Annotated in this window: 25 protein-coding genes; 8 read left to right on the top strand and 17 right to left on the bottom strand. The window is 68.8% G+C overall.

The window, feature by feature from the left end; translation table 11 throughout:
* Positions 1–30 precede the first annotated feature (30 nt).
* A complete protein-coding gene (locus AC0IZJ_RS22495) occupies positions 31–195 on the top strand; it encodes a hypothetical protein (RefSeq protein ID WP_471853797.1) in 165 nt (54 codons plus the stop codon).
* Between the two features lie 86 nt (positions 196–281).
* Positions 282–1,982: an NAD(P)/FAD-dependent oxidoreductase gene (locus AC0IZJ_RS22490; RefSeq protein WP_471853796.1), complete on the top strand. Its 1,701-nt coding sequence runs from the start codon at positions 282–284 to the stop codon at positions 1,980–1,982.
* 42 nt (positions 1,983–2,024) lie between these two features.
* Here AC0IZJ_RS22490 and AC0IZJ_RS22485 read toward each other — a convergent pair whose 3' ends face one another.
* From AC0IZJ_RS22485 to AC0IZJ_RS22460, 6 genes are all read right to left on the bottom strand, one after another.
* Positions 2,025–2,456, bottom strand: coding sequence for a hypothetical protein (locus AC0IZJ_RS22485; protein ID WP_471853795.1), 432 nt, complete (start codon positions 2,454–2,456; stop codon positions 2,025–2,027).
* Between the two features lie 192 nt (positions 2,457–2,648).
* On the bottom strand, positions 2,649–3,053 hold the full coding sequence (locus tag AC0IZJ_RS22480; RefSeq protein WP_471853794.1) for a GFA family protein: 405 nt from the start codon (positions 3,051–3,053) through the stop codon (positions 2,649–2,651).
* 9 nt (positions 3,054–3,062) lie between these two features.
* Positions 3,063–3,284, bottom strand: a complete 222-nt coding sequence (locus AC0IZJ_RS22475; protein ID WP_471853793.1) for a DUF7661 family protein — start codon at positions 3,282–3,284, stop codon at positions 3,063–3,065.
* Between the two features lie 32 nt (positions 3,285–3,316).
* The gene (locus AC0IZJ_RS22470) at positions 3,317–3,733 is read right to left on the bottom strand and encodes a DUF1579 family protein (protein WP_471853792.1); all 417 of its coding nucleotides are present in this window, start codon (positions 3,731–3,733) and stop codon (positions 3,317–3,319) included.
* Positions 3,734–3,884: 151 nt separating this feature from the next.
* Positions 3,885–4,529: a glutathione S-transferase family protein gene (locus AC0IZJ_RS22465; RefSeq protein WP_471853791.1), complete on the bottom strand. Its 645-nt coding sequence runs from the start codon at positions 4,527–4,529 to the stop codon at positions 3,885–3,887.
* Between the two features lie 9 nt (positions 4,530–4,538).
* Complete coding sequence (locus AC0IZJ_RS22460) at positions 4,539–4,778, bottom strand: hypothetical protein (RefSeq protein WP_471853790.1); 240 nt, start codon at positions 4,776–4,778, stop codon at positions 4,539–4,541.
* Positions 4,779–4,802: 24 nt separating this feature from the next.
* On the opposite strand from AC0IZJ_RS22460, the gene AC0IZJ_RS22455 reads away from it, so the two are divergent.
* The gene (locus AC0IZJ_RS22455) at positions 4,803–5,084 is read left to right on the top strand and encodes a DUF427 domain-containing protein (protein ID WP_457420301.1); all 282 of its coding nucleotides are present in this window, start codon (positions 4,803–4,805) and stop codon (positions 5,082–5,084) included.
* Here the strand turns inward: AC0IZJ_RS22455 and mltA are convergent.
* The 3 genes from mltA to apaG all read right to left on the bottom strand — a co-directional run bounded on the left by mltA (position 5,074) and on the right by apaG (position 8,624).
* Complete coding sequence (gene mltA, locus AC0IZJ_RS22450) at positions 5,074–6,129, bottom strand: murein transglycosylase A (protein WP_471853789.1); 1,056 nt, start codon at positions 6,127–6,129, stop codon at positions 5,074–5,076. The genes AC0IZJ_RS22455 and mltA overlap by 11 nt on opposite strands.
* A 144-nt stretch (positions 6,130–6,273) precedes the next feature.
* Entirely contained in the window at positions 6,274–8,253 is a 1,980-nt protein-coding gene (locus tag AC0IZJ_RS22445) for a site-specific recombinase (RefSeq protein WP_471853788.1), read from the bottom strand.
* Positions 8,250–8,624 (bottom strand): Co2+/Mg2+ efflux protein ApaG, encoded by a 375-nt coding sequence (apaG, locus tag AC0IZJ_RS22440; protein ID WP_457420295.1) that lies wholly within the window; start codon positions 8,622–8,624, stop codon positions 8,250–8,252. The genes AC0IZJ_RS22445 and apaG overlap by 4 nt, the downstream gene beginning before the upstream one ends.
* A 47-nt stretch (positions 8,625–8,671) precedes the next feature.
* Here apaG and AC0IZJ_RS22435 point away from each other — a divergent pair, with 47 nt between their 5' ends.
* Positions 8,672–9,418 carry a substrate-binding periplasmic protein gene (locus AC0IZJ_RS22435; RefSeq protein WP_471853787.1) on the top strand — a complete coding sequence of 249 codons (747 nt, stop codon included), beginning with the start codon at positions 8,672–8,674 and terminating at the stop codon, positions 9,416–9,418.
* Entirely contained in the window at positions 9,415–10,026 is a 612-nt protein-coding gene (locus tag AC0IZJ_RS22430; protein ID WP_471853786.1) for a DNA-3-methyladenine glycosylase I, read from the top strand. Before AC0IZJ_RS22435 ends, AC0IZJ_RS22430 begins: the two co-directional genes overlap by 4 nt.
* 250 nt (positions 10,027–10,276) lie before the next feature.
* On the opposite strand, the gene AC0IZJ_RS22425 is transcribed toward AC0IZJ_RS22430, so the two are convergent.
* From AC0IZJ_RS22425 to AC0IZJ_RS22415, 3 genes are all read right to left on the bottom strand, one after another.
* Positions 10,277–10,729 (bottom strand): fasciclin domain-containing protein, encoded by a 453-nt coding sequence (locus tag AC0IZJ_RS22425; protein ID WP_471853785.1) that lies wholly within the window; start codon positions 10,727–10,729, stop codon positions 10,277–10,279.
* 63 nt (positions 10,730–10,792) lie between these two features.
* On the bottom strand, positions 10,793–11,725 hold the full coding sequence (locus AC0IZJ_RS22420) for a fasciclin domain-containing protein (protein WP_471853784.1): 933 nt from the start codon (positions 11,723–11,725) through the stop codon (positions 10,793–10,795).
* An 81-nt stretch (positions 11,726–11,806) separates the two neighbouring features.
* On the bottom strand, positions 11,807–12,649 hold the full coding sequence (locus tag AC0IZJ_RS22415; RefSeq protein ID WP_471853783.1) for a fasciclin domain-containing protein: 843 nt from the start codon (positions 12,647–12,649) through the stop codon (positions 11,807–11,809).
* Positions 12,650–12,827: 178 nt separating this feature from the next.
* Here AC0IZJ_RS22415 and AC0IZJ_RS22410 point away from each other — a divergent pair, with 178 nt between their 5' ends.
* The 3 genes from AC0IZJ_RS22410 (at position 12,828) to AC0IZJ_RS22400 (ending at position 14,747) form a co-directional block, all read left to right on the top strand.
* Entirely contained in the window at positions 12,828–13,433 is a 606-nt protein-coding gene (locus AC0IZJ_RS22410) for a TetR/AcrR family transcriptional regulator (RefSeq protein WP_471853782.1), read from the top strand.
* 11 nt (positions 13,434–13,444) lie between these two features.
* A complete protein-coding gene (gene rpe / locus AC0IZJ_RS22405; RefSeq protein ID WP_471853781.1) occupies positions 13,445–14,137 on the top strand; it encodes a ribulose-phosphate 3-epimerase in 693 nt (230 codons plus the stop codon).
* A 136-nt stretch (positions 14,138–14,273) separates the two neighbouring features.
* On the top strand, positions 14,274–14,747 hold the full coding sequence (locus AC0IZJ_RS22400) for a low molecular weight protein-tyrosine-phosphatase (RefSeq protein WP_471853780.1): 474 nt from the start codon (positions 14,274–14,276) through the stop codon (positions 14,745–14,747).
* On the opposite strand, the gene AC0IZJ_RS22395 is transcribed toward AC0IZJ_RS22400, so the two are convergent.
* From AC0IZJ_RS22395 to AC0IZJ_RS22375, 5 genes are all read right to left on the bottom strand, one after another.
* Positions 14,748–17,846 (bottom strand): efflux RND transporter permease subunit, encoded by a 3,099-nt coding sequence (locus AC0IZJ_RS22395; RefSeq protein ID WP_471853779.1) that lies wholly within the window; start codon positions 17,844–17,846, stop codon positions 14,748–14,750. It lies immediately after the preceding gene.
* Positions 17,843–19,018, bottom strand: a complete 1,176-nt coding sequence (locus AC0IZJ_RS22390; protein ID WP_471853778.1) for an efflux RND transporter periplasmic adaptor subunit — start codon at positions 19,016–19,018, stop codon at positions 17,843–17,845. Before AC0IZJ_RS22390 ends, AC0IZJ_RS22395 begins: the two co-directional genes overlap by 4 nt.
* Positions 19,019–19,114: 96 nt before the next feature.
* On the bottom strand, positions 19,115–20,023 hold the full coding sequence (locus AC0IZJ_RS22385; protein ID WP_471853777.1) for a pseudouridine-5'-phosphate glycosidase: 909 nt from the start codon (positions 20,021–20,023) through the stop codon (positions 19,115–19,117).
* Positions 20,024–20,030: 7 nt separating this feature from the next.
* Positions 20,031–20,939 (bottom strand): carbohydrate kinase family protein, encoded by a 909-nt coding sequence (locus tag AC0IZJ_RS22380; protein WP_471853776.1) that lies wholly within the window; start codon positions 20,937–20,939, stop codon positions 20,031–20,033.
* On the bottom strand, positions 20,936–21,613 hold the full coding sequence (locus tag AC0IZJ_RS22375) for an alpha/beta hydrolase family protein (protein ID WP_471853775.1): 678 nt from the start codon (positions 21,611–21,613) through the stop codon (positions 20,936–20,938). Before AC0IZJ_RS22375 ends, AC0IZJ_RS22380 begins: the two co-directional genes overlap by 4 nt.
* Positions 21,614–21,636 lie beyond the last annotated feature (23 nt).

The raw sequence follows: 21,636 nt of genomic DNA, 5'->3' as shown, positions 1-21,636 counted from the left end.
CTGCTGTGGGCTAGTTTTACTGGAGCCATCATGGGCAACAAGATCGTTACCGAAGCGGACCGCCGCGCCTCCCCCCGTCCCGCCGCCCCCAAGGGCGTGACCTTCACCGCCGGCAAGGGCCAGCTGAGCAGCCTGGAGCGCGGTGCCCACACCCGCTCCAAGAAGAACCCGGGCAAGCGCCCGCACTCGGGTTGATTCTTCAGGCTCACGCCTGATGATCCCGATGAACAGGCCCTGATGGGCCTGTTTTGTTTTGTCGGCTAGAAACTGACCTGACTTCCATGATCCGCATCACCGAACTCCGCCTGCCGCTGGCCCACGCGTCAGAGGCCCTGCGCCCCGCCGTGCTGGCGCGCCTGAAACTCACCGACGCCGAACTGGCCGATGTGCAGGTCTTCCGCCGCGGCTACGACGCCCGCAAGCGCAGCGACATCCAGCTCGTCTACACGCTCGACTGCACGCTGGCTGACGGCGTTGACGAAGCCGCCGTGCTGGCGCGCTTCGCCGGCGACCACCAGGTCCGCCCCACGCCCGACACCGGCTATCACTTCCTCGCGCAGGTCGGCGAATTCACCGGCCCGCGCCCCGTCGTCGTCGGCTTCGGCCCCTGCGGCCTGTTCGCCGCGCTGATCCTGGCGCAGATGGGCTTGAAGCCCATCGTGCTGGAACGCGGCAAGGCCGTGCGCGAGCGCACGCAGGACACCTGGGGCCTGTGGCGCGAGCAAAAGCTCGACCCCGAGAGCAATGTGCAGTTTGGCGAGGGCGGTGCCGGCACGTTCTCGGACGGCAAGCTGTGGAGCCAGATCACCGACCCACGCCACCTGACGCGCAAGGTTCTCCAAGAGTTCGTCAAGGCCGGCGCGCCGGACGAGATCCTCTACGTCAGCAAGCCGCACATCGGCACCTTCCGCCTGGTCAGCATGATCATCAAGATGCGTGCCGACATCGAGGCGCTGGGCGGCGAGATCCGCTTCCAGCAGAAGATGACGGACCTGCTCATCGAGGACGGCGCGGTGCGTGGCGTGACGTTGGAATCCGGCGAGCAGATTGACACGACGCACGTCGTCATTGCGCTGGGCCACAGCGCGCGGGACACCTTTCAGATGCTGCATGCGCGCGGTGTGCACATGGAGGCCAAGCCCTTTTCCATCGGCTACCGCATCGAGCACCCCCAGAGCCTGATCGACGCAGCGCGCTTCGGCGCCCACGCCGGCAACGAGATCCTCGGCGCGGCCGACTACAAGCTCGTTCACCACGCCAAGAACGGCCGCGCGGTCTACAGCTTTTGCATGTGCCCGGGTGGCACCGTGGTGGCCGCCACCAGCGAAGAGAACCGCGTCGTCACCAACGGCATGAGCCAGTACTCGCGCAACGAGCGCAACGCGAATGCCGGCATCGTCGTCGGCCTGACGCCCGAGGACTACCGCCAGGATGGCAAGCGCGACGGCAGCCTCGTGAACCCGCTGGACGGCATGGCCTTCCAGCGCATCTGGGAAAGCCGCGCCTACGCGCTGGGCGGCGGCGGCTACCTGGCGCCGGGCTCGCTGGTGGGGGACTTCGTCAAGCGCCAGGTCAGCAAGGCCTTCGGCGACGTGGTGCCCAGCTACAAGCCCGGCGTGACGCTGACCGACCTGCAGCAAAAGGGCAATGGCTCGCTGCCGGCCTACTGCCTGGAGGCGATCCGCGAAGCGCTGCCCGCCTTCTCCCGCCAGATCCGCGGCTTCGACCGACCGGACGCGGTGCTGACCGGCGTGGAGACGCGCACCTCGTCACCGCTGCGCATCAACCGCGGGCGCGACTACCAGAGCGTCAACGTGCGCGGGCTGTTCCCTGCCGGCGAAGGCGCGGGGTATGCGGGCGGCATCATGAGCGCCGGTGTCGACGGCATCGAAGTGGCCGAGGCGCTGGCGGCCGATTTGTTGGGCATGCCGGATGCGCCGGTGCTGCAGGGCAAAGGAGCGAAGGCGGGCGGGCAGGTGTAGCGCGGGCCTCCGACCTTCAGGTTGGATTTCCCGATCCCTCGGCTAACCCAGGCGTATGCCGATCCCGCCCCGGTCGTCGTCATCGTCGCTGCGCAGCCAGCCGACGGCAAAGGCAATCAGCAGCGCGCCGAAGATGAGGCCGACGTACTTCCAGTAGCGGTCGTCCTCCAGGACGTCGTCGCCCTGCGAGATGCGGATGCAGTTCTTGAAGAGTCGCGTGGAGCGGACCTCGATGCGGTCCCCGTCGCTCAGCCGCCTGTACAGCGCGTAGCCGACAGAGCAGGTCGATACCGTGCCGCCGATCAGATGCAGCGTGTAGCTGGTGTCGCCGGTCTTGAAGCCGCGATCATCGGCCTCGCTATGGCTGGTGTGTCGGTCGATCCGCAACGGCTCGAAGCGCGTCGGCAGCACGGTGTCGGCGACCATTGCGAGGCCGACGACAAAGAGAACACACCGGAAGAGGAACCTGAACAAGGGCACTCCTTCTTGGGCCTGATGCCCGCCTGGGTAACGGGCGCGGCGACTATGCCAAGAAAGTGCGGCGTTCATGGGTCAAGGCGGAGGTGAAGATGCACGCCTGTCCGGGCACTCCCCGACCCAAGCCTCAAGGCTGTCGACTGCCGGGGGAAGTGGCAAAGGCGGGCGGGAAGGCTTGACCGCGCACGGTCATTCGCCTTCGGCGCCGGGCAGTCCTGCGAGGTTCTGCGTCCAGCGCAGCGCCGACTTGCACCACTTCTGCCTGCGCGGCACCAGCGCCTCGCGCTCGTCGATGCAGCCGACGCGCAAGCCCAGCCCCACGCCGGGAAGGTCGGCGTCCCAGGTGTAGAGCGGCGAGCCGCAGTTCGGGCAGAAGGCCTGCGCACGGCGCGTTCCCGCGTCGCCCCGCTTCACATAGACGCGTGGCTCGCCGGCCAGCAGCCGAAACGAGCCGTCCACGGCCGGCACCGACACACGGTAAGCGGACCCGGTCAGTTTCTGGCAGTCGATGCAATGGCACAGGCCTGTGCCCTCCGGATCGACCGTCGCTTCGTAACGGATGGCGCCGCAATGGCAGCTGCCGTGGATGTGCATGCCGCCTCCCTAGCGCTGCACGCGAGAAATCCCGCCCTTCTTGTAGGCAGCATGCTCATGGAACAGGTCGAACAGGAACTGCTCGAGTTCCTCGTCGGCGACGAACTCAGGGATGACGAAGTGGGCGGGCGAGCGCTTGCCGTCGTTGCCCACCGCCAGCACGGACCAGCCGCCGCCGGTGCGCTCGATGTCGAACAGTCCGCCGTAGATGTTGAAGCGTTCGGAAATCATTGCGTCGCTCCTCAATGCGTAGAGCGCGTCCGTCAGGCGCGCGCCAGTTCCAGCCGTATCCATGGCTGCCAGCCCACCCCGGGGCTCTTCAGCTCCCACAGCCCGCCGAGCCGGCTCTTGCGGGCGTTGAAGCTGCCTTCGAAACGCACCGTCTTGCCGTCGATGCGCCAGCGCCGGCCGTCGAGTTCGACGACAAAGACTTCGCTCTGGCCCTGGTCGTCAAAGGAGCGCGCGAAGTGCCGCTGCTTCGTGGCGTCATAACCCATGACCTCCATGGACCGCGTCGGCTGGCCGTCGAAGCGCGCGTCCACGTCATGCACGATGAAGTGCCGGCCCGGCAGCCAGCGGTAGGTGTCCGTCGCGACCAACTGGCCGGCCGGGTGGGTCGCCGTCTCCAGCACCTCGCCGATCGTGTTCCAGGTGCCGATGAAGACATCGAACGGGGCCATGGGCGGTTTTGGCAAGGCATTCTCCTCAACGGCGCGTCGCCAAGACCATACCGACGAACCACCGCCTGCGGCGCATCGTTACAAGCGCAAACGCGCGCAGCTCAGGGCGACCGGCCACGGCCCACCCAACGCAGGAACCCGCGCATCGCCTTCAATCCTCCGGAAAGCGCTCGCGCCACAGCGCCACCAGCCGCGGATCGGCGTCGACACGATGGACGGCCGGCACCATGCGCGGCGCCACCTCGCAGAAGCGCTCGCGCCACGGCCCGAAGCGCGACACGACGGCCACGTACAGGTCCAGCACGGTCAGCTCGTCGCCCAGCAGGTAGTCGCCGGGATTGAGCTGCTCATCCATGTTGGCCCAGCAGAAGGCGATGCGCTCGTGCACGGCCTCGATGACGGTGTCGCGGCAGGTCTCCGGTGCGCCAATGCGCTTCACGTCGGGCTTGATCCAGTGCAGCGAGTAGATGGCCGACGACACATAGACCATCCAGCGCAGGAACTGCCGCCGCAGCGGGTCGTTCGGCGCGGGCGCCAGGCCGGCGGCCGGGTCCAGATCGGCGAGGTAGATCAGGATGGCGGCACTCTCGGTCATGACCTCGCCGTCGGGCATGACCAGCGTCGGGATCTGGCGCATCGGGTTGCTGGTGGCGACCCGGTCTCGCGCCGCCTCTTCGGCCCAGGTGGCGCCTTCCACCACGGTGTAGTGCAGGCCGAGCAGCGTCAGCGCGGCTTCGACGGCGACGGCGCCGGAGGCTTGGGCGCCGTAGAGCGTGAGCGGGGGATGCGTGTGCATGCCCCGACGCTACTCCGCAGTCAGCATCCCGATCAACTCCTTGACGAAGGCCAGCGCCTCTTCGGGCGTTTCGAAATGCATCTCGTTGTTCAGGTCGACCACCTCGCCGCCCGGCCCCTTGTGCACGACGGACCACCCGCCCGCGCCGCCGTCGATGGCGAGCACGCCGAACTGGCCCGGGTCGAGGTCACGGGCGCTGCCGCCGGTGAGGACGATGTCGCGGCCGAGGTGGGAGTGGTAGCGTCGCATCCCTCGATTCTCCCGGAGCAAACGATGAAGGCAGTGTGGAACGGCGTGACCCTCGCCGAAAGCGACGACACGGTAGTGGTTGAGGGCAACCACTACTTCCCGCCCGAGTCGCTGAAGAAGGAGTACACGACTTTCTCCAACCACCGCACCGGCTGCCACTGGAAGGGCCAGGCGCAGTACCTCAGCCTGTTCGTCAACGGCGAGATGAATGCGGATGCGGTCTGGTACTACGCCGACCCGCTACCCGCTGCGGCCGAGATCAAGGGCCGTTACGCGTTCTGGAAAGGCGTGAAGGTCACGGAGTGACTCCGTGAGGCAGCAACGCCCACAGCCGCAGCGGCTGCTTGGTGCGGCCGGCCTGCAGCGCGGCTTCGTCACCCCAGCCCCAGAACAGGTCGGCGCGCACGGCGCCGGTGATGGCGCCGCCGGTGTCCTGCGCCAGCACCAGGCGACGCAGCGGCGTGGTGGACAGCGGCTCGGTGCTGTCCAGCCACAGCGGCGTGCCTAACGTGATGAACGAGCGGTCGATGGCGACGGAGCGGCCCGGCCTGAGTGCCACGCCCTGGGCGCCGCGCGGGCCTTGGCCGGCGTCCGTCAGCGCCTCCTCGCGGAAGTAGACGACGCGCGGGTTGACGGCCAGCGCGTCGCGCACCTTGGCCGGGTTGCTGCGCGCCCAGTCGCTCAAGCCTTTCCAGCTTGCATCACGCAGCTCGCCACGCGCCAGCAGCGACTTGGCGACGGATTCAAAGGGCTGGTCGTTGTGGCCGGCAAAGGCGACGCGGCTGATGCGCTCTGTGCCACCGGCGTCGCGCATGACGAGGCGGCCCGAGCCCTGGATCTGCAGTTGCAGCAGCGCTATGGGATCGTCGACGAAAGCCAGCTCCAGCGCTGTGAAGCGAGGGTGGGCGTCGATGTCGCGGCGCGGCAGGCGGCGCAAGGCGGGATCGGCCGGCAGCGTGTGCAGCGGCCATTGGAAGGTGCCCTGGCGCGTGCGGCTGGCGGCGAGCTGGGGCTCGAAATAGCCGGTCAGCAAGCCGGTGGTCTCGCCGCCGTCGGTGACGATGCGCCAGGGCCGCAGGTGCTTCATCAGCAGCAGCGCGGCCTCCATGTTGTCGGCCGGTGTCTGCAGCGCGGCGCGGGCGCAGAACTCCGCCCATCCGGCAGCGGGGCGCTGGCAGTTGCCGAGCAGCGCCGGCCAGGCGGCGAGCAGGTCGTCGCTGCCCCAGCCGGGCAGGTCCTTCCAGTCGGCCGCAACCCAGCGCTGGGTCGCGCCCGGTGTCTGTGCCTGCGGCACCGGCCGCGTCACGGGCGGCGGTGGCAGCAGCGGCGGCGAGGAGCAGGCGGCGAGCATTCCTAGAATCGCGGCCAGCCCTCCACGCGCCCACCACCCCATGCTGCTCCTCGCTCTCGAAGCCCTCGGCGCGTTGCTGATCTTCGTCTTCATCATCTGGTGGACCATGTTCTCGGGCCGCAAGAAGGGCGAACGCAAGGAGGATTAGCGCGGGGGGATCAGGAAACTGAGCGGCTCGCGCCGCAGCCGCGTGCGGATGGCCGCGTAGACGCGCTTGCGGTCCGCCAGCCGCACGCCCCGCGAGCGCATGGCCACCTTGAAGGCGCAGAAGAAGCTGACGCCGACATTGAGCACGCCGATGCCGGCGATGCAGATGACACAGGACCAGAACGCCCAACTGCCCGTGACGCCCAGGCCCAGATCGCCGACCGCTGCGGCGAGCTGACCGGTGGCCAGCGTCACATGGCGCACCTCGATGGGCAGGCCGACGAAGGCCAGCAGCGCAGGCGCCAGGCCCAGCATCAGACCCAGGCTGATGTTGGCCGCCAGGCCGGTGATGTTGGCCCGCCACCAGTGCGACCAGCGCTGCGCGCGCGCCTGGCCCAGGGTCGCGACGATGCCGGGGTTCCAGGCAATGGCACTGTCCAGGCGGTAGAAGACGAACCAGTTCTCCACCCAGCCGGCAATCAGGCTGGAGGCGAACAGCAACGTGCCGGTGAATGCGGCGAACAGCAGCGACGGCCCGAACAGGCTCAGCGAATGCAGCACGTAGTGGGCGTCCTTGTCACCCACCAGCGGCGCCCCAAAGGCCAGCCAGCACAGGCCCTGCACGGCCAGCACCAGGGGGGCGGCCAGCGCGAGGTTGCCGATGATGCCCGCCACCTGCGAGCGCACGAGGTGGGCGACCTCGTCGACGAAGCCCTGGAGGCCGTCGTCGCGGTCGATGTGGAGCAGCTTGTCGGCCATGAGGGGCGCGGTCATGGCAGGCTGCTTGGTCGCCACGGTCCAGTGCAACAGGTGGATGACGACGAAGCTCAGCGCGTAGTTCACGCCGGCCCAGAAGCCGCCCCAGAAAGCCGTGAAGCCGAGCAGGGCGATGCCGAACTTGAGGAAGGTGGTGCCGGCGATGACGGCACCACCGCCGGCCGCGCGCTTGAGCATGTCGCGGTATTCGGCGCGCGTGCGGGTGATGTAGTGCTCGCCGGTCTCGGCGCTGCGCTCGGCCACCTTGCGCGCCAGCAGCGAGTAGTGGCGCGCGAACAGCGTGCGCAGGCTGCGCCGTTCGTGCACGACGCGCACAAGGCCGGCCACCAGGCGCAGCAGCTCACGCCGGGGTTCCTGCGACAGCAGGCAGGCCAGCAGCGCCTCGATGCGGTCGAGCCGCGCAGTGAGCTGCTCGACCGCGAACATCAGGTCCACCGACACGCCATGAACTTCGAGGTGCTCGGGCACGGTCAGCGCCGCGGCGCGGCAGCCATCGAGCAGCGCATGCAGGTACTGCATCGCCGACGCCAGAGCGGCCCTGTCGCCCTCGGCGCCGGCTTGCGCGTGCTCCACGGCCGCCCAGGCGGCGGGCAGCTGATGGAAGGGCTTGTCGTGCAGCAGCAGCGCGTCCATGCGCACACGGAGCAGCCCGGCCAGGCCGGCGGCGTGCACATGGCTGATGAGCACGGTGATGGCCGCACGCGCCTCGACACGCCAGCCGTCGTCGGGCGCGGCGGCAAACAGCAGGCTCAGCCGGCCCAGCAGCTCGTCGTCGATGGCGGCGATCCAGTCCTCATCGGCCTCGTCGCCGAACAGCAGCTCGAACAGCGCCGCCAGATCGCGTGTGTCCGTCGTGGCGGGCAGCAGGCGGCGGCGCAGGCGGCCGAGGAACTCGCCCCACAGCGCCATGCGCGGCGCAAAGCCCACCTCGGCGAAGAGGCTGACCGCGTCGACATCGCTCCAGACGCCGGCAATGACGCCGGCGAAGGCGCGCGCATGTTCGGGGTGGCGCTCCAGCACATTGAGCAGGTGCTTCAGGCGCACGAGCGGCAGCGGCGTACCGAGCCCTCCCGAGGTCGCCACGGCCTCCTCGCGCGCGCGGCGCAGCCATTCGAGCAGGCGAACCAGCCACAGGTTGCGCTCGGCCAGCGATGCCTGCGGGTCGGCTGCGTTCAGCAGCGCGGTGAGGTCCCAGGTCAATGCAGAGAAGCGCTGTCCGCCAGCAGGAACTCCGCGACGTCCGCGTGGAAGATCTCGCAGCCCTCGGTCACGCACAGGAAGCGACCGCGCATCGTGCCCTGTGGGGTGCCGATCTGGGCCCAGGAGCTGTACTGAAAGCTCTGGCCCGGCGCCAGCACCGGCTGGTGGCCGACGACGGCCAGGCCGTCGACGATCTGCACCTGGCCGCGCGCGTCGGTGATCTCCCAGTGCCGCCCGATCAGCTGGGCCAGCACGTCGCCGGTGTTCTCGATGGTGAGGGTGTAGCTGAAGGCGTAGAGGCCTTGCTCGAGGTGGGTCTGCTCGGGCAGGGTCTGCACGGCGACGCTGCAGCTGAAACTGGGGTTGGGCATGGTGTGATTGTCGCTATGCTGATTGGATGTTGGTGAGAGGACCCCAAATGCTGCGTTGGCTCGGGCTGTTGGCTGCCCTCCTGAGCGTGGCCGCGCCGGCACAGGAGGCCAGCCTTCGCACCGTTCAGCAGGCCGGCTCGACCGTCAAGTACGACCCCGATGGGCCCGCGCAGAAGCCGGGGCTGTGCGTGGAGATCCTGCGCGCCGTCGAGAAGGCCGAGCCGACGCTGCGCTTCACGGGCCTTGAGCGGCGTGTGCCGCTCAAGCGCGTCGAGCGCCTGCTGGCCGAGGGCCAGGTGGATGCCTTCTTCTGCCTGCTGAAGTCGCCCGAACGCGAGAAGCAGTGGCGCTACTCGCCGGTGCCGCTGTATGTCATCCGCCATGTCATCGTGCAGCGCGCCGACGATGACCGGCAATTCGACACGCTGGCGGATCTGGCCGCCGCCAGTCGCACCAAGCGCGTGCTGGTCATGCGCGGCACGGCCATCGCGCGCCACCTGCTGCTGGCTGACGTGACCATCGCCGAGGTGAGCTCCGAACGCGAGGCCCTGCAGATGCTGACGATGGGCCGGGCCGACATCATCTACGGCCAGGACATCAACCTGCGCCACCACATTGCCGACAGCCGGGTGGGCGCCCGGATGAAGCTCGGTCGCACCGTCTTCCAGGAAGAACCGCAATACCTGGCCCTGCGCGCCGACCTGCCCGCCGCCGTCGAGGAGAAGTTGACGCAGGCACTGCGCAAGCTGGAGCGCGACGGCGTGCTGCGGCACTTGGCCGACAAGTACAAATGAAACCCCTCTACCTGCCCCCAGACGGCCGGCCGCGTTGCGCCTGGTGCGCCGCTGCACCGGGCGATGCGACTTATCTGCACTATCACGACGAGGAATGGGGCCGGCCGGTGGCCGACGACTTCCGCCTGTTCGAGAAGTTATGCCTCGAGGGCTTCCAGAGCGGCCTGTCGTGGCGGACCATCCTGAACAAGCGCGAGGCCTTCCGCGCGGCCTTCGCCGGGTTCGACTACAACCAGGTCGCCCGCTTCGGCGAGGCGGACGTCAACCGCCTGCTGCTCGACGCCGACATCGTGCGTCACCGCGGCAAGATCGAGGCGGCCATCCACAACGCCGGGCGCTGCGTGGAGCTGGTGGCCGAGACCGGCTCGCTCGCCGCCTACCTGTGGCGCTTCGAGCCACCGAAGAATTCCATCGCGCACAACCAGGCGACGTCGGCTCCGTCCGAAGCGCTGTCCAAGGACCTGAAGAAGCGCGGCTGGAAGTTCGTCGGCCCCACCACCATGCACGCGCTGATCCAGGCCATGGGCCTGATCAACGACCACCAGCCCGGCTGCCACCACTGGGCCGAAGCGCAGAAGGCGCGAGACGCGTTCACGCGCCCGCGCTGAGGGTCTGCTTTGAGAGGCTGACGCGTCCGCCTTCGGGCCGAGCACCGGGCCGCGCCCAAGCCGGCCCGTCAGGCGATGTGCCTGCGGCTCAATGCCGCAAGCATCGCCATCCCCTCGGGGGCTGAGGGCGGACACATGGCGCCCAGTGGGCGACATGTGCCTGCCGAAGGGCTGCGGCACTGCCGCAGCGCGGTCTGCAAGACCGGTCAGCCGCGCCCACGTTCGGCGCGGCGCGACTGGGCGAGGGGCTTCATTTCGGCATCACAACGGTATCGATGACATGGATGACGCCGTTGTCCGCCGCGATGTCGGTCGCGGTGACCTTGGCGTTGTCCACCATCACGCCGCCCATCGTGGTGATGGTGAGCTCGCTGCCCTGGACGGTCTTGACCTTGCCGGCCTTGACGTCCTTGGCCATGACCTTGCCGGGCACGACGTGGTAGGTGAGCACGGCGGTCAGCTTGGCCTTGTCCTTCAGCAGCGCATCCAGGTCGGCCTTGGGCACCTTGGCGAAGGCGGCGTCGGTCGGCGCGAACACCGTGAAGGGGCCGGGGCCCTTGAGCGTGTCGACCAGGCCGGCGGCCTGCAGCGCGGTGGCCAGGGTCTTGAAGTTGCCGGCGGCCACGGCCGTGTCGACGATGTCCTTGGCCTGGGCGCCAAGGGCGGCAAGGGAGAGTGCGGTCAGTGCGAAAAGCTTCTTCATAGTGGTTCGACTTTCAGTGGGAAGGGGAAGGGAAACGCAAGCCAGGCTTGCGGAGGGAGGAACTCAGGGGGCGGGCAGGATGACGGTGTCGATCACATGGATGACGCCGTTGCGGGCCAGCACATCGGTGGCGGTGATGGCGGCCTTTCGACCTCTGCCGTCGGTGATGGCCAGCGTGGCGTCGACCGTGAAGGTGCCGCCCTGCACGGTGGTGATGGGCGTGCCCAACGGCACGTCGGCCTTGAGGACGCGGCCGGCCACGACGTGGTAGGTCAGCACCTTGGTCAGTAGCGCCTTGTCGGCCAGCAGTTGCGCCTTGGTCACGCCGAGTTCGGTGAGCAGCTTCGCGAAGGCGGCGTTGGTCGGCGCGAACACGGTCAACGGGCCGGTGCCGTTGAGCGTCGCCGTCAGGTCGGCGGCGACGACGGCTTCGACGAGGATGCTGAAGTCCGGCAGGGCCTGGGCGGTCTCGACGATGGTCTTGTTGGCAGGCAACAGCACCTTGTCGACGACATGCACGAGGCCGTTCGTGGCCATCACATCGGTCGCCGTGATCTTGCTCGTGCGGTTGCGGCCGTCGGTGATGACGAGGTTGCCGCCGACCGAGTCGATCTTGAAGATGCCACCGTCCAGCGGCGAGATCGCCTTGCCCAGCGGAACGGCCGCCTTGTCGACCTTGGCGCCGAGCACGTGGTACTGCAGCACGCTGCGCAACAGCGCCTTGTCGGCCAGCAACTGGGCCTTGGTGACGCCGAGTTCGGTCAGCAGCGAAGAGAACGCGGCGTCGGTCGGCGCGAACACGGTGAACGGCCCGGGGCCCGACAGGGTGCCCGCGAGATCGGCGGCGACAACGGCCTCAGCCAGGACGCTGAAGCCGGGGTCGCGCTGAGCGACCTCGACGACGTTGGGATCGTGGTCATCACCGCCGCCGCCGCAGGCGGTCAGCAGGCCGAAGCCGAGGGTGATACCGAGACGTTTGAGCCAGGTGGTTCTCATGAGCAATCTCCTTGAACGAACGAACGGAAGCTTCGGAGCTGCCTTTGGGGCGGCTCCGGGGGAGGGAATCGGAGTTGGCCGTCAGTCGGCCGGCAGCAGCGCGTGATGCAGGCGGTGCAGCACGCCATTGCGGCAGGGCTGGTCGCTGCCCGGAGCCAGCGTCTGCAACAGGCAGCCGCCCGCGCGCAGCTTGCCGAGCGGCGTGAAGTGCAGCGGCGCGTCGGCCCAGGTGTTCAGGCCGCTGCCCCAGGGCAGGTCGCGGCTGGTCCAGCGGCCCGGCACGATGTGCTGGCGCAGCAACCGGCCCAGCCGGGCGACGTCGGCCTCCAGCGCCCGCCGGCCCAGCCCCAGCCGGGCAGCGGCGCGCTCCAGGCCCACGTCGGACGGCGCGAACACGGTGAACGGGCCGGTGCAGTTCAGCAGGGGTGCCAGGCCGGTGCGCTCCAGGGCATCGGCAAAGCGGGCGAGCCCGGGTTCCGCAGCGATCTGTTCCCACAGGCTGCCGCAGGCCGGCGCCAGCGGGCGGTCGAGCAACCGCACGCGCAGGTTGCCCACGCCCAGGCCGGGCCCCAGGTCGCGCACGCGCACGCCGCTGGCATCGAGCCAGTGACAGGAGCCGTCGCGCCGCAGCAGGCTGCCGTCCAGCATGCGCACCAGGCAGTCGGCCGGACTGTCGAGCAGAGTGAGGTGGCGCATCAGCCACGCCTGCTGAAGCGCTGCACCGAAGGTCTGCGGCGACACGCCAGCCTGGTGCAGCGCAGCGTCCGTCGGGGCGAACAGCGTCACCGGCACGCGGCTGGCGGCCAGGGACCGCAGGGGCTCACAACCCAGCAGCGGCGCCAGCCATCCCGCCTTCACGGTGGCCTGTGGTGGCACCGAAGGCGAGGCCTCTCCGCCGAGACCCTGCGGCAGGAGGTGCGACATCGGCGGACGCGTCAGCTTTCCAATCCAGTTCAGCATCGCAACCTCACAAAATACTGGCGAGGCCGCAATGTGAACTGATCAGTTCACGTTGTCAACTATGTGGTCTATTTTATAACTTCCTGATTCAAAGTTGACCCCCGTGGTCTTGCTTGTAACCAGGCAGCCTAGAATTCGAGTCATGACGCCCCGCCCCCGATTCAGAGAGCAAGTGCTGCAGGCCCGTGAGGACGCCATCGTGGCGTCGGTGAGCCGGCTGCTGGCAGAGAAGGGTTTCGACCTGATGACGGTGGACGAAGTCGTTGCCGACGTGGGCATCGCCAAGGCCAGCCTGTACAAGCACTTCACGTCCAAGGAAGAGCTGGCCGCCGCCGCGATGGTGCAGGTGCTGGCGCGCACGCAGGACGAACTGGCCCGCCTGCGCGCGCTGGAGCTGGACGCGCTGGGCCGGCTCAAGGGCGTGGCGCGCTGGGCCTACCAGCAGCAGCTGGCCGGCCTGATGCCGCTGCTGCCCTCGCAGGACTCCACGCTGCGCGCCACGCTGATGGGCAACAAGGCCTACATGGAGCGGTTGATGCAGGTGTCCGACGAGCTCGGCAGCTGGATCACCGAAGCCCAAGCCCAGCGCCAGCTTGACCCGGCGTTGCCGCCCGAGCTGGTGCTCTACACGCTGTTCGCGCGCGCCTGCGACCCGGTCCTGGGTGTCATGCGGGCCGGTGGCAACTACAGCGACGCGCAGATCGTCGACTGGCTGGTGTCGACCTGCTTCAAGGGCCTGGCCGCCTAAACTCTGCGGCTATGCCTGCCGCTTCGCAATACCGCATCGCTCCCAGCATCCTGTCCGCCGACTTCGCCCGCCTGGGCGAGGAAGTGAAGAACGTGCTGGCCGCCGGCGCCGACTGGATCCATTTCGACGTGATGGACAACCATTACGTGCCCAACCTGACCTTCGGGCCCATGATCTGCGAGGCATTGCGCAAGCACGCGGTGAAGCCCGATGGCACGCCGGCCCTGTTGGACGTGCACTTGATGGTGCAGCCGGTCGACAGCCTGGCACAGGCCTTCTGCCGCGCCGGTGCCGACCTGGTGACCTTCCACCCCGAGGCCAGCGCCCACGTGGACCGCACGCTGCAGCTCATCAAGGGCGAGGGCAAGCAGGCCGGCCTGGTCTTCAACCCCGCCACGCCACTGGACGTGCTGGAGTGGGTCATCGACAAGGTGGACCTCGTCATGCTGATGAGCGTGAATCCGGGCTTTGGCGGGCAGAGCTTCATCCCCAGCGCACTGGCCAAGCTGAAGAAGGCGCGCGAAATCATCGACAAGAGCGGTCGCGACATCCGCCTGGAGATCGATGGCGGCGTCAAGGTCGACAACATCCGCGAGATCGCCGCAGCGGGCGCGGACACCTTCGTCGCCGGCTCGGCCATCTTCGGCAAGCCCGACTACAAGGCCGTCATCGACGCCATGCGCACGGAACTTGCGAAGCCATGAGCCCCTCGTCCAAGGATTACCTTGGCCGGTCCCCCGTGGGGACGGCGATGCTTGCCGGATCGACCGGCAAGCACTTCGCCACACGGGCCGGCTTGGGAGCGGCCCGGCGCTCGTCCCGAGAAACTGAGTAACTGACATGGCCGCCGTTCTCCTCGTCTGCACTGCCAACATCTGCCGCTCGCCGATGGCCGAAGCCATCTTCAAGGCGAAGCTGGGCGACGTGTTCAAGACCATCACCTCGGCCGGCGTGCATGCCGACCCGCGCGGCGGCCCGGTGGATGCGCGCGCAGCCGCTGCGCTGACGCGCCACAAGTACAGCCTGGACCGCAAATGGCGCTCACGCCGCGTGCAGCCCGAGAGCCTGGGTGACTACGACCTGGTGCTGGTCATGGAGGCCGAGCACGCCGACGCCCTGCGCGCCAAGGCAGCGCCGGAGCACCACGCGCGCATCGTGCTGATGACCGACTTCGTGCCCGAGCTGGCCGGCCAGGACGTGCCTGACCCCTACTTCGGCCCAGTCGCCGGCTTCGATGCCGTCATCGGCATGATCGAGCGCGCGGCCCAGCGCCTGCTGTCCGAGAGCCGCGAGGGGCGGCTCAGGCTCGGCTGATCAGACCTTGCTGGTGGCCTCCGCCACCTCGCGCACATCCGGCCCGGTGCCGCTGAAGCGGTCCAGCGCCAGGTAGATGACCGGCGTGATGTAGAGCGTCACGGCCTGCGACAGGATCAGCCCGCCCACCACGGCCAGGCCCAGGGGCTGGCGCAGCTCGGCACCGGCACCCAGACCCAGCGCGATGGGCAGCGCGCCCATCAGCGCGGCCAGCGTCGTCATCATGATGGGCCGAAAACGCAGGATGGCCGCCTGGCGGATGGCGTCGGCGGGCGCAAGCCCCTGGCTGCGCTGCACGTCCAGCGCGAAGTCGATCATCATGATCGCGTTCTTCTTGACGATGCCGATCAGCATGACGATGCCGATGGTGGCGATGATGGTCAGCTCCATGCCGAAGAGCTGCAGCGTGATCAGCGCCCCCACCGCCGCCGAGGGCAGGCCGGCCAGGATGGTCAGCGGGTGGATGTAGCTCTCATAGAGCACGCCCAGCAGCACGTAGATGACGGCCACGGCCAGGCCGATCAGCAGCAGCTGGCCGCTTTGCGAGTCCTGGAACACGGCCGCGTCGCCGCCGTAGCTGGTGATGATGCTGGGCGGCAGCTTGATCTCCTGCGTGAAGGCAGCGATCTGCTTGGTCGCATCACCCAGCGGCACGCCCGGAGCCAAGTTGAAGCTGATCGTGATGGCCTGCAGCTGGCCCTGGTGGTTCACCGCCGTGGGGCCGAGCGTGCGCTGCACGGAGGCGAAGGCCGTCAATGGCACCTGGCTGCCGTTCCTGCCGCGCAGGTAGATCTTGTCGAAGGCGGCCTCGCTGCTGCGGTCGTCCTCGCCCGCCTCCATGATGACCTGGTAGGTGTTGCTCTCGGCATAGATGCTCGACACCTGGCGCTCGCCGAAGGCGCCGTAGAGCGCGTTGCGCAGGTCCTGCATCTGCACGCCGAGGATGGCGGCGCGCTCGCGGTCGATGATGAGGCTGGCCTGCAGGCCGCGCATCTGCGAATCGCTGGTGATGTCGCGGAAGCGCTCGTCGGTGCGCAGCTTCTCCTGCATCTTGGTGGCCCAGCTGCCCAGCTCGCCGGCCGAGATGGACTGCAGCGTGTACTGGTAGCGGCTCTTGCTCTGCCGCCCGCCGAGCTGAAGGTTCTGCACCGGGCGCAGATAGACCTGGATGCCGGCCACGGCGCGCAGCTTCTTGCGCAGGCCCTCGAGCACCTGCGGCATCGCTGCGCGGTCGCTGCGGGCTTTCAGGTTGATGAACATGCGGCCGTTGTTGACCGGCTGGTTCTGGCCACCGCCGCCGACGGACGAGCTGACCGCCGCCACATTGGGATCGTCACGGACGATGGCCGCCACGCGGTCCTGCAACACCGTCATCGCGGCAAAGGACGTGTCCTCGGCCGCCTCGGTGCTGGCGGAGATCTGGCCGATGTCCTCCTCGGGGAAGAAGCCCTTGGGGATGGTCGCGTAGAACCAGATGGTGGCGACGAAGCTCAGCGCCGCCACGCCCAGCACCCAGTTGCGGTGGCGCAGCGCCAGGTCCAGCGTGCGTGTGTAGGTGTCCAGCGTCCATGTGAAGCCGCGCTCGAAAAGGCGGCCCATCGGCCCATCCTCGTGGTGCTCGTCGGCCTTCAGCAGGCGGCTGCACAGCATGGGCACCAGCGTCAGCGACACGACGGCCGACACGAGGATGGCCAGGCCGACGACGACGGCGAACTCGTGGAACAGCAGGCCGATGACGCCGGGCATGAAGAAGATGGGGATGAGCACTGCCACCAGCGACACCGAGATCGACAGGATGGTGAACGCCATCTCGCGGGCGCCGCGCACGGCCGCGTCGAAGGGCTTCATGCCGTCCTCGACGTGGCGGACGATGTTCTCCAGCATGACGATGGCGTCGTCCACCACCAGGCCCACGGCCAGCGTGATGCCCAGCAGCGAGATGTTGTCGAGCGAGTAGCCCAGCGCGAACAGCAGCGTGAGGGCGCCGATCAGCGAGATCGGCAGCGAGGCGGTCGGGATGAGCGTCGCCACCGCGCGGCGCAGGAAGATGAAGATGACCAGCACGACCAGGCAGACCGTCAGCGCCAGCGTCAGGTAGACGTCGTGCAGCGACTCGCGGATGGACACCGAGCGGTCGTTCAGCGTGCGCATCTGCACCGACGCCGGCATCTGCGCCGCATAGCGGGGCAGCAGGTCCTTGACCTTGTCCACCACCTGCACGGTGTTGGCGTCCGGCTGGCGCTGGATGGCCAGCACGATGGAGCGTTCGCCCTGGAAGGTGGAGTAGGTCTTGCTCGTCTCGACGCTGTCCTGCACGTCTGCCACGTCGCGCAGGAAGACCGGCGCGCCGTCGCGCGACGAAACGACGATGCGGCCGAATTCGGCGGCGTTCCTGAGCTGACGGTTGGCCTGGATGGTGAGCGTCTGGCGCGAGCCGTCCAGCGTGCCGACCGGCGTGTTGGCGTTGGCCGTGCGCACCGCTGTCTGCAGTTCGTCCAGCGTGATGTTGCGCTGGTTCAGCAGGTCGGTGCGCACCTTGATGCGCACGGCGTAACGCTTCTGGCCGTAGATGGAGACCTGGGCCACGCCGTCGATGGTGGACAGGCCCGGTGACAGCAGGTTCTCGGCGTAGTCGTTGAGCTCCGTCAGGTCCATGGACGGCGACGTGAGCGCCACCAGCAGCACCGGCGCGTCGGCCGGGTTGACCTTGCGGTAGTTCGGCGGCGAGGTCATCTCCGTCGGCAGCGCCCGCAAGCTGCGGAACAGCGCCGCCTGCACGTCAACGGCGGCCGAGTCGATGTTGCGCGACGGGTCGAACTCCAGCGTCAGCGAGGTGTTGCCCAGCGTGTTCGTCGACGAGATCGTCAGCAGGCCCGGGATGGTGGAGAACTGCTTTTCCAGCGGCAGCGCGACGGACGAGGCCATCGTCTCCGGCGCCGCGCCGGGCAGCGAAGCGCCGACGTTGATGATGGGCGTGTTGTACGACGGCAGCGCCGCGACCGGAATCTTGCCCCAGGCCGCCAGGCCGGCGATGACGAGGGACAGGTTCAGCAGCACGGTCATGACCGGCCGCCGGATGAAGGCCTCTGTGATGCTCATTTGCTGGCGCCCGAAGCCGGCCTGGACGCAGCGCCAGCCGCGCCAGCAGCCGCCTGGATGCGCAGCGGCGTGCCCGGCCGCAGGTTCTGCTTGCCGTCCATGACCACCTGGGCCGTCGCGTCCAGGCCCTCGACGACGGCCTGCTCGCCCACCGCCTGGCGCAGCTGCACCGGCACGAGTCTGGCGGTGTTGTCCGGCGCGACGACGTAGACCGAACGCTCGTTGCCGCGCAGGATGATGGCGGCCTGGGGCACGACCGTGACGCCCTTGAGCGTGCGCAGCGTGACGCGCACACGCAGGTACTGGCCCGGCCACAGCGCCTGGGTCTTGTTGTCGAACTCGGCCTTGACCTTGATGGTGCCGGTGCTCGCGTCGACGAGGTTGTCAACGGCCGTGACACGGCCCTTCACCGCGGCCGCGCCCTTGGCCGACCCTGGGGGTGGCAGGGCCTCGACATCCAGCTCGCCGGCGCGCGTGGCCGCCATCAGCGACGCCAGCTGCGTCTCGGGCAGGGTGAAGGTGATGCCGATGGGGTCGAGCTGCGCGATGTTGACCAGGGGCGCTGCGCTCGAGTTGGCCTGCACCAGGCTGCCGGGGTAGACGCTGACGATGCCGACGCGGCCGCTGATCGGCGCACGCAGCTCGTTGTAGCCAGCGGTGACCTGCGCGGCCTGGATGGCGGCCTCGTCACTGCGCACCAGCGCCTGGCCAGCCTCGAAGTTGGACTGGGCGGTGTCGAGCGCGCTCGGGGCGATGAAGTTCTGCGCCCGCAATTCCTTGGCGCGGTTGAACTGACGCTCCAGGTCGTTCAACGAGGCGCGGTCCCGCGCGAGCTGGGCACGGGCCCTTTCCACCGCGGCGCGGTCGCCGCGGTCGTCGAAGCGGAACAGCAGCTCGCCCTTCCTGACGTTCTGGCCGTCCTTCACGAGCACCTGGCTGACGATGCTGTTCGTCTGCGCGCGCAGGTCCACGCTCTGCAGCGCGGTGACGGTGCCGCTGGCTTCGACGCTGATGGGCACATCGGCCTGCTTGACCTGCATGACGCTGACGTTCTGCGCCTGCGGGCCGCTCGCGGCGCCCGCCGGTGACGCTGCACCGGCATCTTTTTTCCCACAGCCAGTCAGGCCGGCAACCAGCAGGGCGCAGAGGATCAAGGGAGGGGTCGCGCGCATGCAAGCCTGCCGAAAGGTAAAGGGGATTGACTGTAATGACGCGCCAGCTTACCGGCCGCGTTTTGCTCGCACGTTGCTGGAGCAGGCGTTTTTCGCCTAGTTCTGCAGCGCGCGCGCCAGCCGCGCACCCGCGACGGCGTTGTTCTTCACCAGGGCGATGTTGGTCGCCAGGCTGCTGCCACCGGTCAGCGCCTTGATGCGCGCCAGCAGGAAGGGCGTGATGGCCTTGCCCTGCACGCCCTGCGCTTGCGCCTCGGCCAGCGCTTGCGCGGTGATCGCGTCGATCTGCTCGCGCGGCATCGCATCGGCGGCCGGCACGGGGTTGCTCACCACCACGCCGCCCGACAGCCCCAGCGCCCACTTGGCGCGGATGAAGCGCGCCTGGGCCTGTGCATCGTCCAGGCGGAAGTCGGCCTTCAGGCCACTGTCGGGCGTGAAGAAGGCGGCAAAGTTGTCCTGGCCGATGGAGAGCACCGGCACGCCATGCGTCTCCAGGTATTCCAGCGTCAGGGCCAGGTCGAGGATGGACTTTGCGCCCGCGCAGACCACGGCCACCGGCGTGCGCGCCAGCTCCTGCAGGTCGGCCGAGATGTCGAAGCTTTCGTGCCCGCCCCGGTGCACGCCGCCGATGCCGCCGGTCACGAAGACCTCGATGCCGGCGAGATGCGCGCAGATCATCGTCGCGGCCACCGTCGTGGCGCCCAGCTGCCCCGTGGCGATGGCATAGGGCAGGTCGCGGCGGCTGAGCTTCATCGCGTCGGGCGCCTGGGCCAGCTGTGTCAGCTCCTCGTTCGTCAAGCCAACGCGGATGCGCCCGCCGATGACGGCGATGGTGGCCGGCACGGCGCCCTCGGCGCGGATGACGTCCTCCACCTCGCGGGCCGTCTCGAGGTTCTGCGGCCAGGGCATGCCGTGGGCAATGATGGTGGACTCGAGCGCCACGACGGGCAGCCCCCGCTCACGGGCGGCGGCGACTTCGGGCGAGAGCTGGATCAGGTCGTTCATCGGCAGGTCATCGATCACTAAGGAAACTCGGGTTCAGTTCTGGGTGGACGCTGTCCTCGGTCTGCAGCGTCAGCGCGGCCAGGTCCAGGCCCAGGCGGGCGGCGGCATCGGCGTCGTCGGGGTCGGTCCGCAGCGCGGCGCAGACGCCCGCCGCCAGCGCATCGCCGGCGCCGGTCACGTCGACGACATGGACCTGCGGCGCGGCCCAGTGACGCGGCTCGCTGCCGACCTGACTCAGCAGCAGGCCGGCGTCGCCGTGCGACACCAGCACGCAGCCCAGGCCGCGCGCATGCAGCCGCGCGAGCGCCTCACCCGGCTCCTCAGCCACCGTGGACAACTCGCCGGCATTGAGGATCAGCAGATGCATGCCGCGCAGATCCTCGGGCAGGCGGCCCATCTTGGCCTCGGACACGGCCACGGCCACGAGCGGAATCCCGCTGACCTGCGCCTCGCCCAGAAGCAACGGCCAGGCGTCGGTCGGCAGGTTGCCGTCGGCCACCACCAGCGCTGCGCCGACCCGCAAGGCCTTGCTGGACTCCAGCGCCCAGGCGTTGAGCCGCTCCACCAGCGGCATGGCCGCCAGGCCCAGGCACAGATCGCCATCGGGCGACAGCACGGCCGTGTAGCTGTCGCTCACCTGCCGACGCAGCTTGAGCACCGCCTCGGTGTTGATGCCGACGCGCTCGGCCTGCTCCATCAGCATGCGGCCACCAGCGTCGTCGCCCACCACCGCGACCAGCGCCACCGGCACGCCCAGGCGCGCCAGGTTCTCGGCCACATTGCGCACCACGCCGCCCGGCGTCTCGTGCGCCTCGCAGGGGTTGGACGAGCCGTCCAGCGGATCGGCCAGCAGGCGCAGCTTGCGGTCGACGTTGAAACCGCCGATGCAGACGATGGGGGCGGCCGAAGGTTTCATCGCCGGATTCTAGGAAGCCAGGCCGCCACCGCCTGCGCCAGCGCCTGCACGACCTGCTCATCGTTGCGGCCGCTGCGCACCCGGACATGGAAGGCGTGGTCCGCATCGTCCTCGAGGTGCAGGGTCGCCGGGCTGCCCAGCCCTTGCACGACGCCGCGCAGCAAGGCCAGGTCGGCCAGTTCATCGCGCGTGCCCTGCAGGAAGAGCATGGGCAGGTCGACGTCAGCCAGATGCGCCGCGCGCGCGATGTCCGGCTTGCCGGCCGGGTGCAGTGGAAAGCCGACGAAGACCAGGCCACGCACGCCAGGCATCGGCGCGGCGGCCTGCGCCTGGGACGTCATGCGGCCGCCGAAGGATTTGCCACCGGCCAGCAGCGGCACGTCGGGCAGGCGTTCGCGCGCGGCGGCCACCGCAGCGCGCACCGTGGCATGGGCAAGCGCGGGCGAGTCGGGCCGCCTGGAGCCTCGCTCCATGTAGGGGAACTGGTAGCGCATGGTCGCCACCGACTGCTCGGACAAGGCCTGCGACAGCGCTTCCATGAAGCCGTGCCGCATGCCGGCGCCCGCGCCGTGGGCGAACACGTAGAGCGCTCGCGGCCTGGGCGGTTGCAGCCACAGGGCGGACACGGCGGTCTGTTCATCGACGGTCAGCGTGAGCGGCTCGGGTGCGGTCATGTCCGCAGCTTAGTGCGCTAGAG

The sequence above is a fragment of the Roseateles sp. AC306 genome (assembly GCF_979253795.1).
This window is presented reverse-complemented; position numbering and strand designations above follow the sequence as displayed.

Excerpts from the sequence above, each read along its gene's own strand:
- AC0IZJ_RS22385 (WP_471853777.1), bottom strand. The coding sequence starts at position 20,023 with ATGAACGACCTGATCCAGCTCTCGCCCGAAGTCGCCGCCGCCCGTGAG.
- AC0IZJ_RS22470 (WP_471853792.1), bottom strand. The coding sequence starts at position 3,733 with ATGGCCCCGTTCGATGTCTTCATCGGCACCTGGAACACGATCGGCGAG.
- AC0IZJ_RS22455 (WP_457420301.1), top strand. The coding sequence starts at position 4,803 with ATGAAGGCAGTGTGGAACGGCGTGACCCTCGCCGAAAGCGACGACACG.
- AC0IZJ_RS22390 (WP_471853778.1), bottom strand. The coding sequence starts at position 19,018 with ATGCGCGCGACCCCTCCCTTGATCCTCTGCGCCCTGCTGGTTGCCGGC.
- AC0IZJ_RS22395 (WP_471853779.1), bottom strand. The coding sequence starts at position 17,846 with ATGAGCATCACAGAGGCCTTCATCCGGCGGCCGGTCATGACCGTGCTG.
- AC0IZJ_RS22380 (WP_471853776.1), bottom strand. The coding sequence starts at position 20,939 with ATGAAACCTTCGGCCGCCCCCATCGTCTGCATCGGCGGTTTCAACGTC.
- rpe (WP_471853781.1), top strand. The coding sequence starts at position 13,445 with ATGCCTGCCGCTTCGCAATACCGCATCGCTCCCAGCATCCTGTCCGCC.
- AC0IZJ_RS22495 (WP_471853797.1), top strand. The coding sequence starts at position 31 with ATGGGCAACAAGATCGTTACCGAAGCGGACCGCCGCGCCTCCCCCCGT.
- AC0IZJ_RS22375 (WP_471853775.1), bottom strand. The coding sequence starts at position 21,613 with ATGACCGCACCCGAGCCGCTCACGCTGACCGTCGATGAACAGACCGCC.
- AC0IZJ_RS22400 (WP_471853780.1), top strand. The coding sequence starts at position 14,274 with ATGGCCGCCGTTCTCCTCGTCTGCACTGCCAACATCTGCCGCTCGCCG.
- AC0IZJ_RS22490 (WP_471853796.1), top strand. The coding sequence starts at position 282 with ATGATCCGCATCACCGAACTCCGCCTGCCGCTGGCCCACGCGTCAGAG.
- AC0IZJ_RS22410 (WP_471853782.1), top strand. The coding sequence starts at position 12,828 with ATGACGCCCCGCCCCCGATTCAGAGAGCAAGTGCTGCAGGCCCGTGAG.
- mltA (WP_471853789.1), bottom strand. The coding sequence starts at position 6,129 with ATGCTCGCCGCCTGCTCCTCGCCGCCGCTGCTGCCACCGCCGCCCGTG.
- AC0IZJ_RS22460 (WP_471853790.1), bottom strand. The coding sequence starts at position 4,778 with ATGCGACGCTACCACTCCCACCTCGGCCGCGACATCGTCCTCACCGGC.
- AC0IZJ_RS22475 (WP_471853793.1), bottom strand. The coding sequence starts at position 3,284 with ATGATTTCCGAACGCTTCAACATCTACGGCGGACTGTTCGACATCGAG.
- AC0IZJ_RS22425 (WP_471853785.1), bottom strand. The coding sequence starts at position 10,729 with ATGAAGAAGCTTTTCGCACTGACCGCACTCTCCCTTGCCGCCCTTGGC.
- AC0IZJ_RS22465 (WP_471853791.1), bottom strand. The coding sequence starts at position 4,529 with ATGCACACGCATCCCCCGCTCACGCTCTACGGCGCCCAAGCCTCCGGC.
- AC0IZJ_RS22430 (WP_471853786.1), top strand. The coding sequence starts at position 9,415 with ATGAAACCCCTCTACCTGCCCCCAGACGGCCGGCCGCGTTGCGCCTGG.
- AC0IZJ_RS22480 (WP_471853794.1), bottom strand. The coding sequence starts at position 3,053 with ATGCACATCCACGGCAGCTGCCATTGCGGCGCCATCCGTTACGAAGCG.
- AC0IZJ_RS22415 (WP_471853783.1), bottom strand. The coding sequence starts at position 12,649 with ATGTCGCACCTCCTGCCGCAGGGTCTCGGCGGAGAGGCCTCGCCTTCG.
- apaG (WP_457420295.1), bottom strand. The coding sequence starts at position 8,624 with ATGCCCAACCCCAGTTTCAGCTGCAGCGTCGCCGTGCAGACCCTGCCC.
- AC0IZJ_RS22435 (WP_471853787.1), top strand. The coding sequence starts at position 8,672 with ATGCTGCGTTGGCTCGGGCTGTTGGCTGCCCTCCTGAGCGTGGCCGCG.
- AC0IZJ_RS22420 (WP_471853784.1), bottom strand. The coding sequence starts at position 11,725 with ATGAGAACCACCTGGCTCAAACGTCTCGGTATCACCCTCGGCTTCGGC.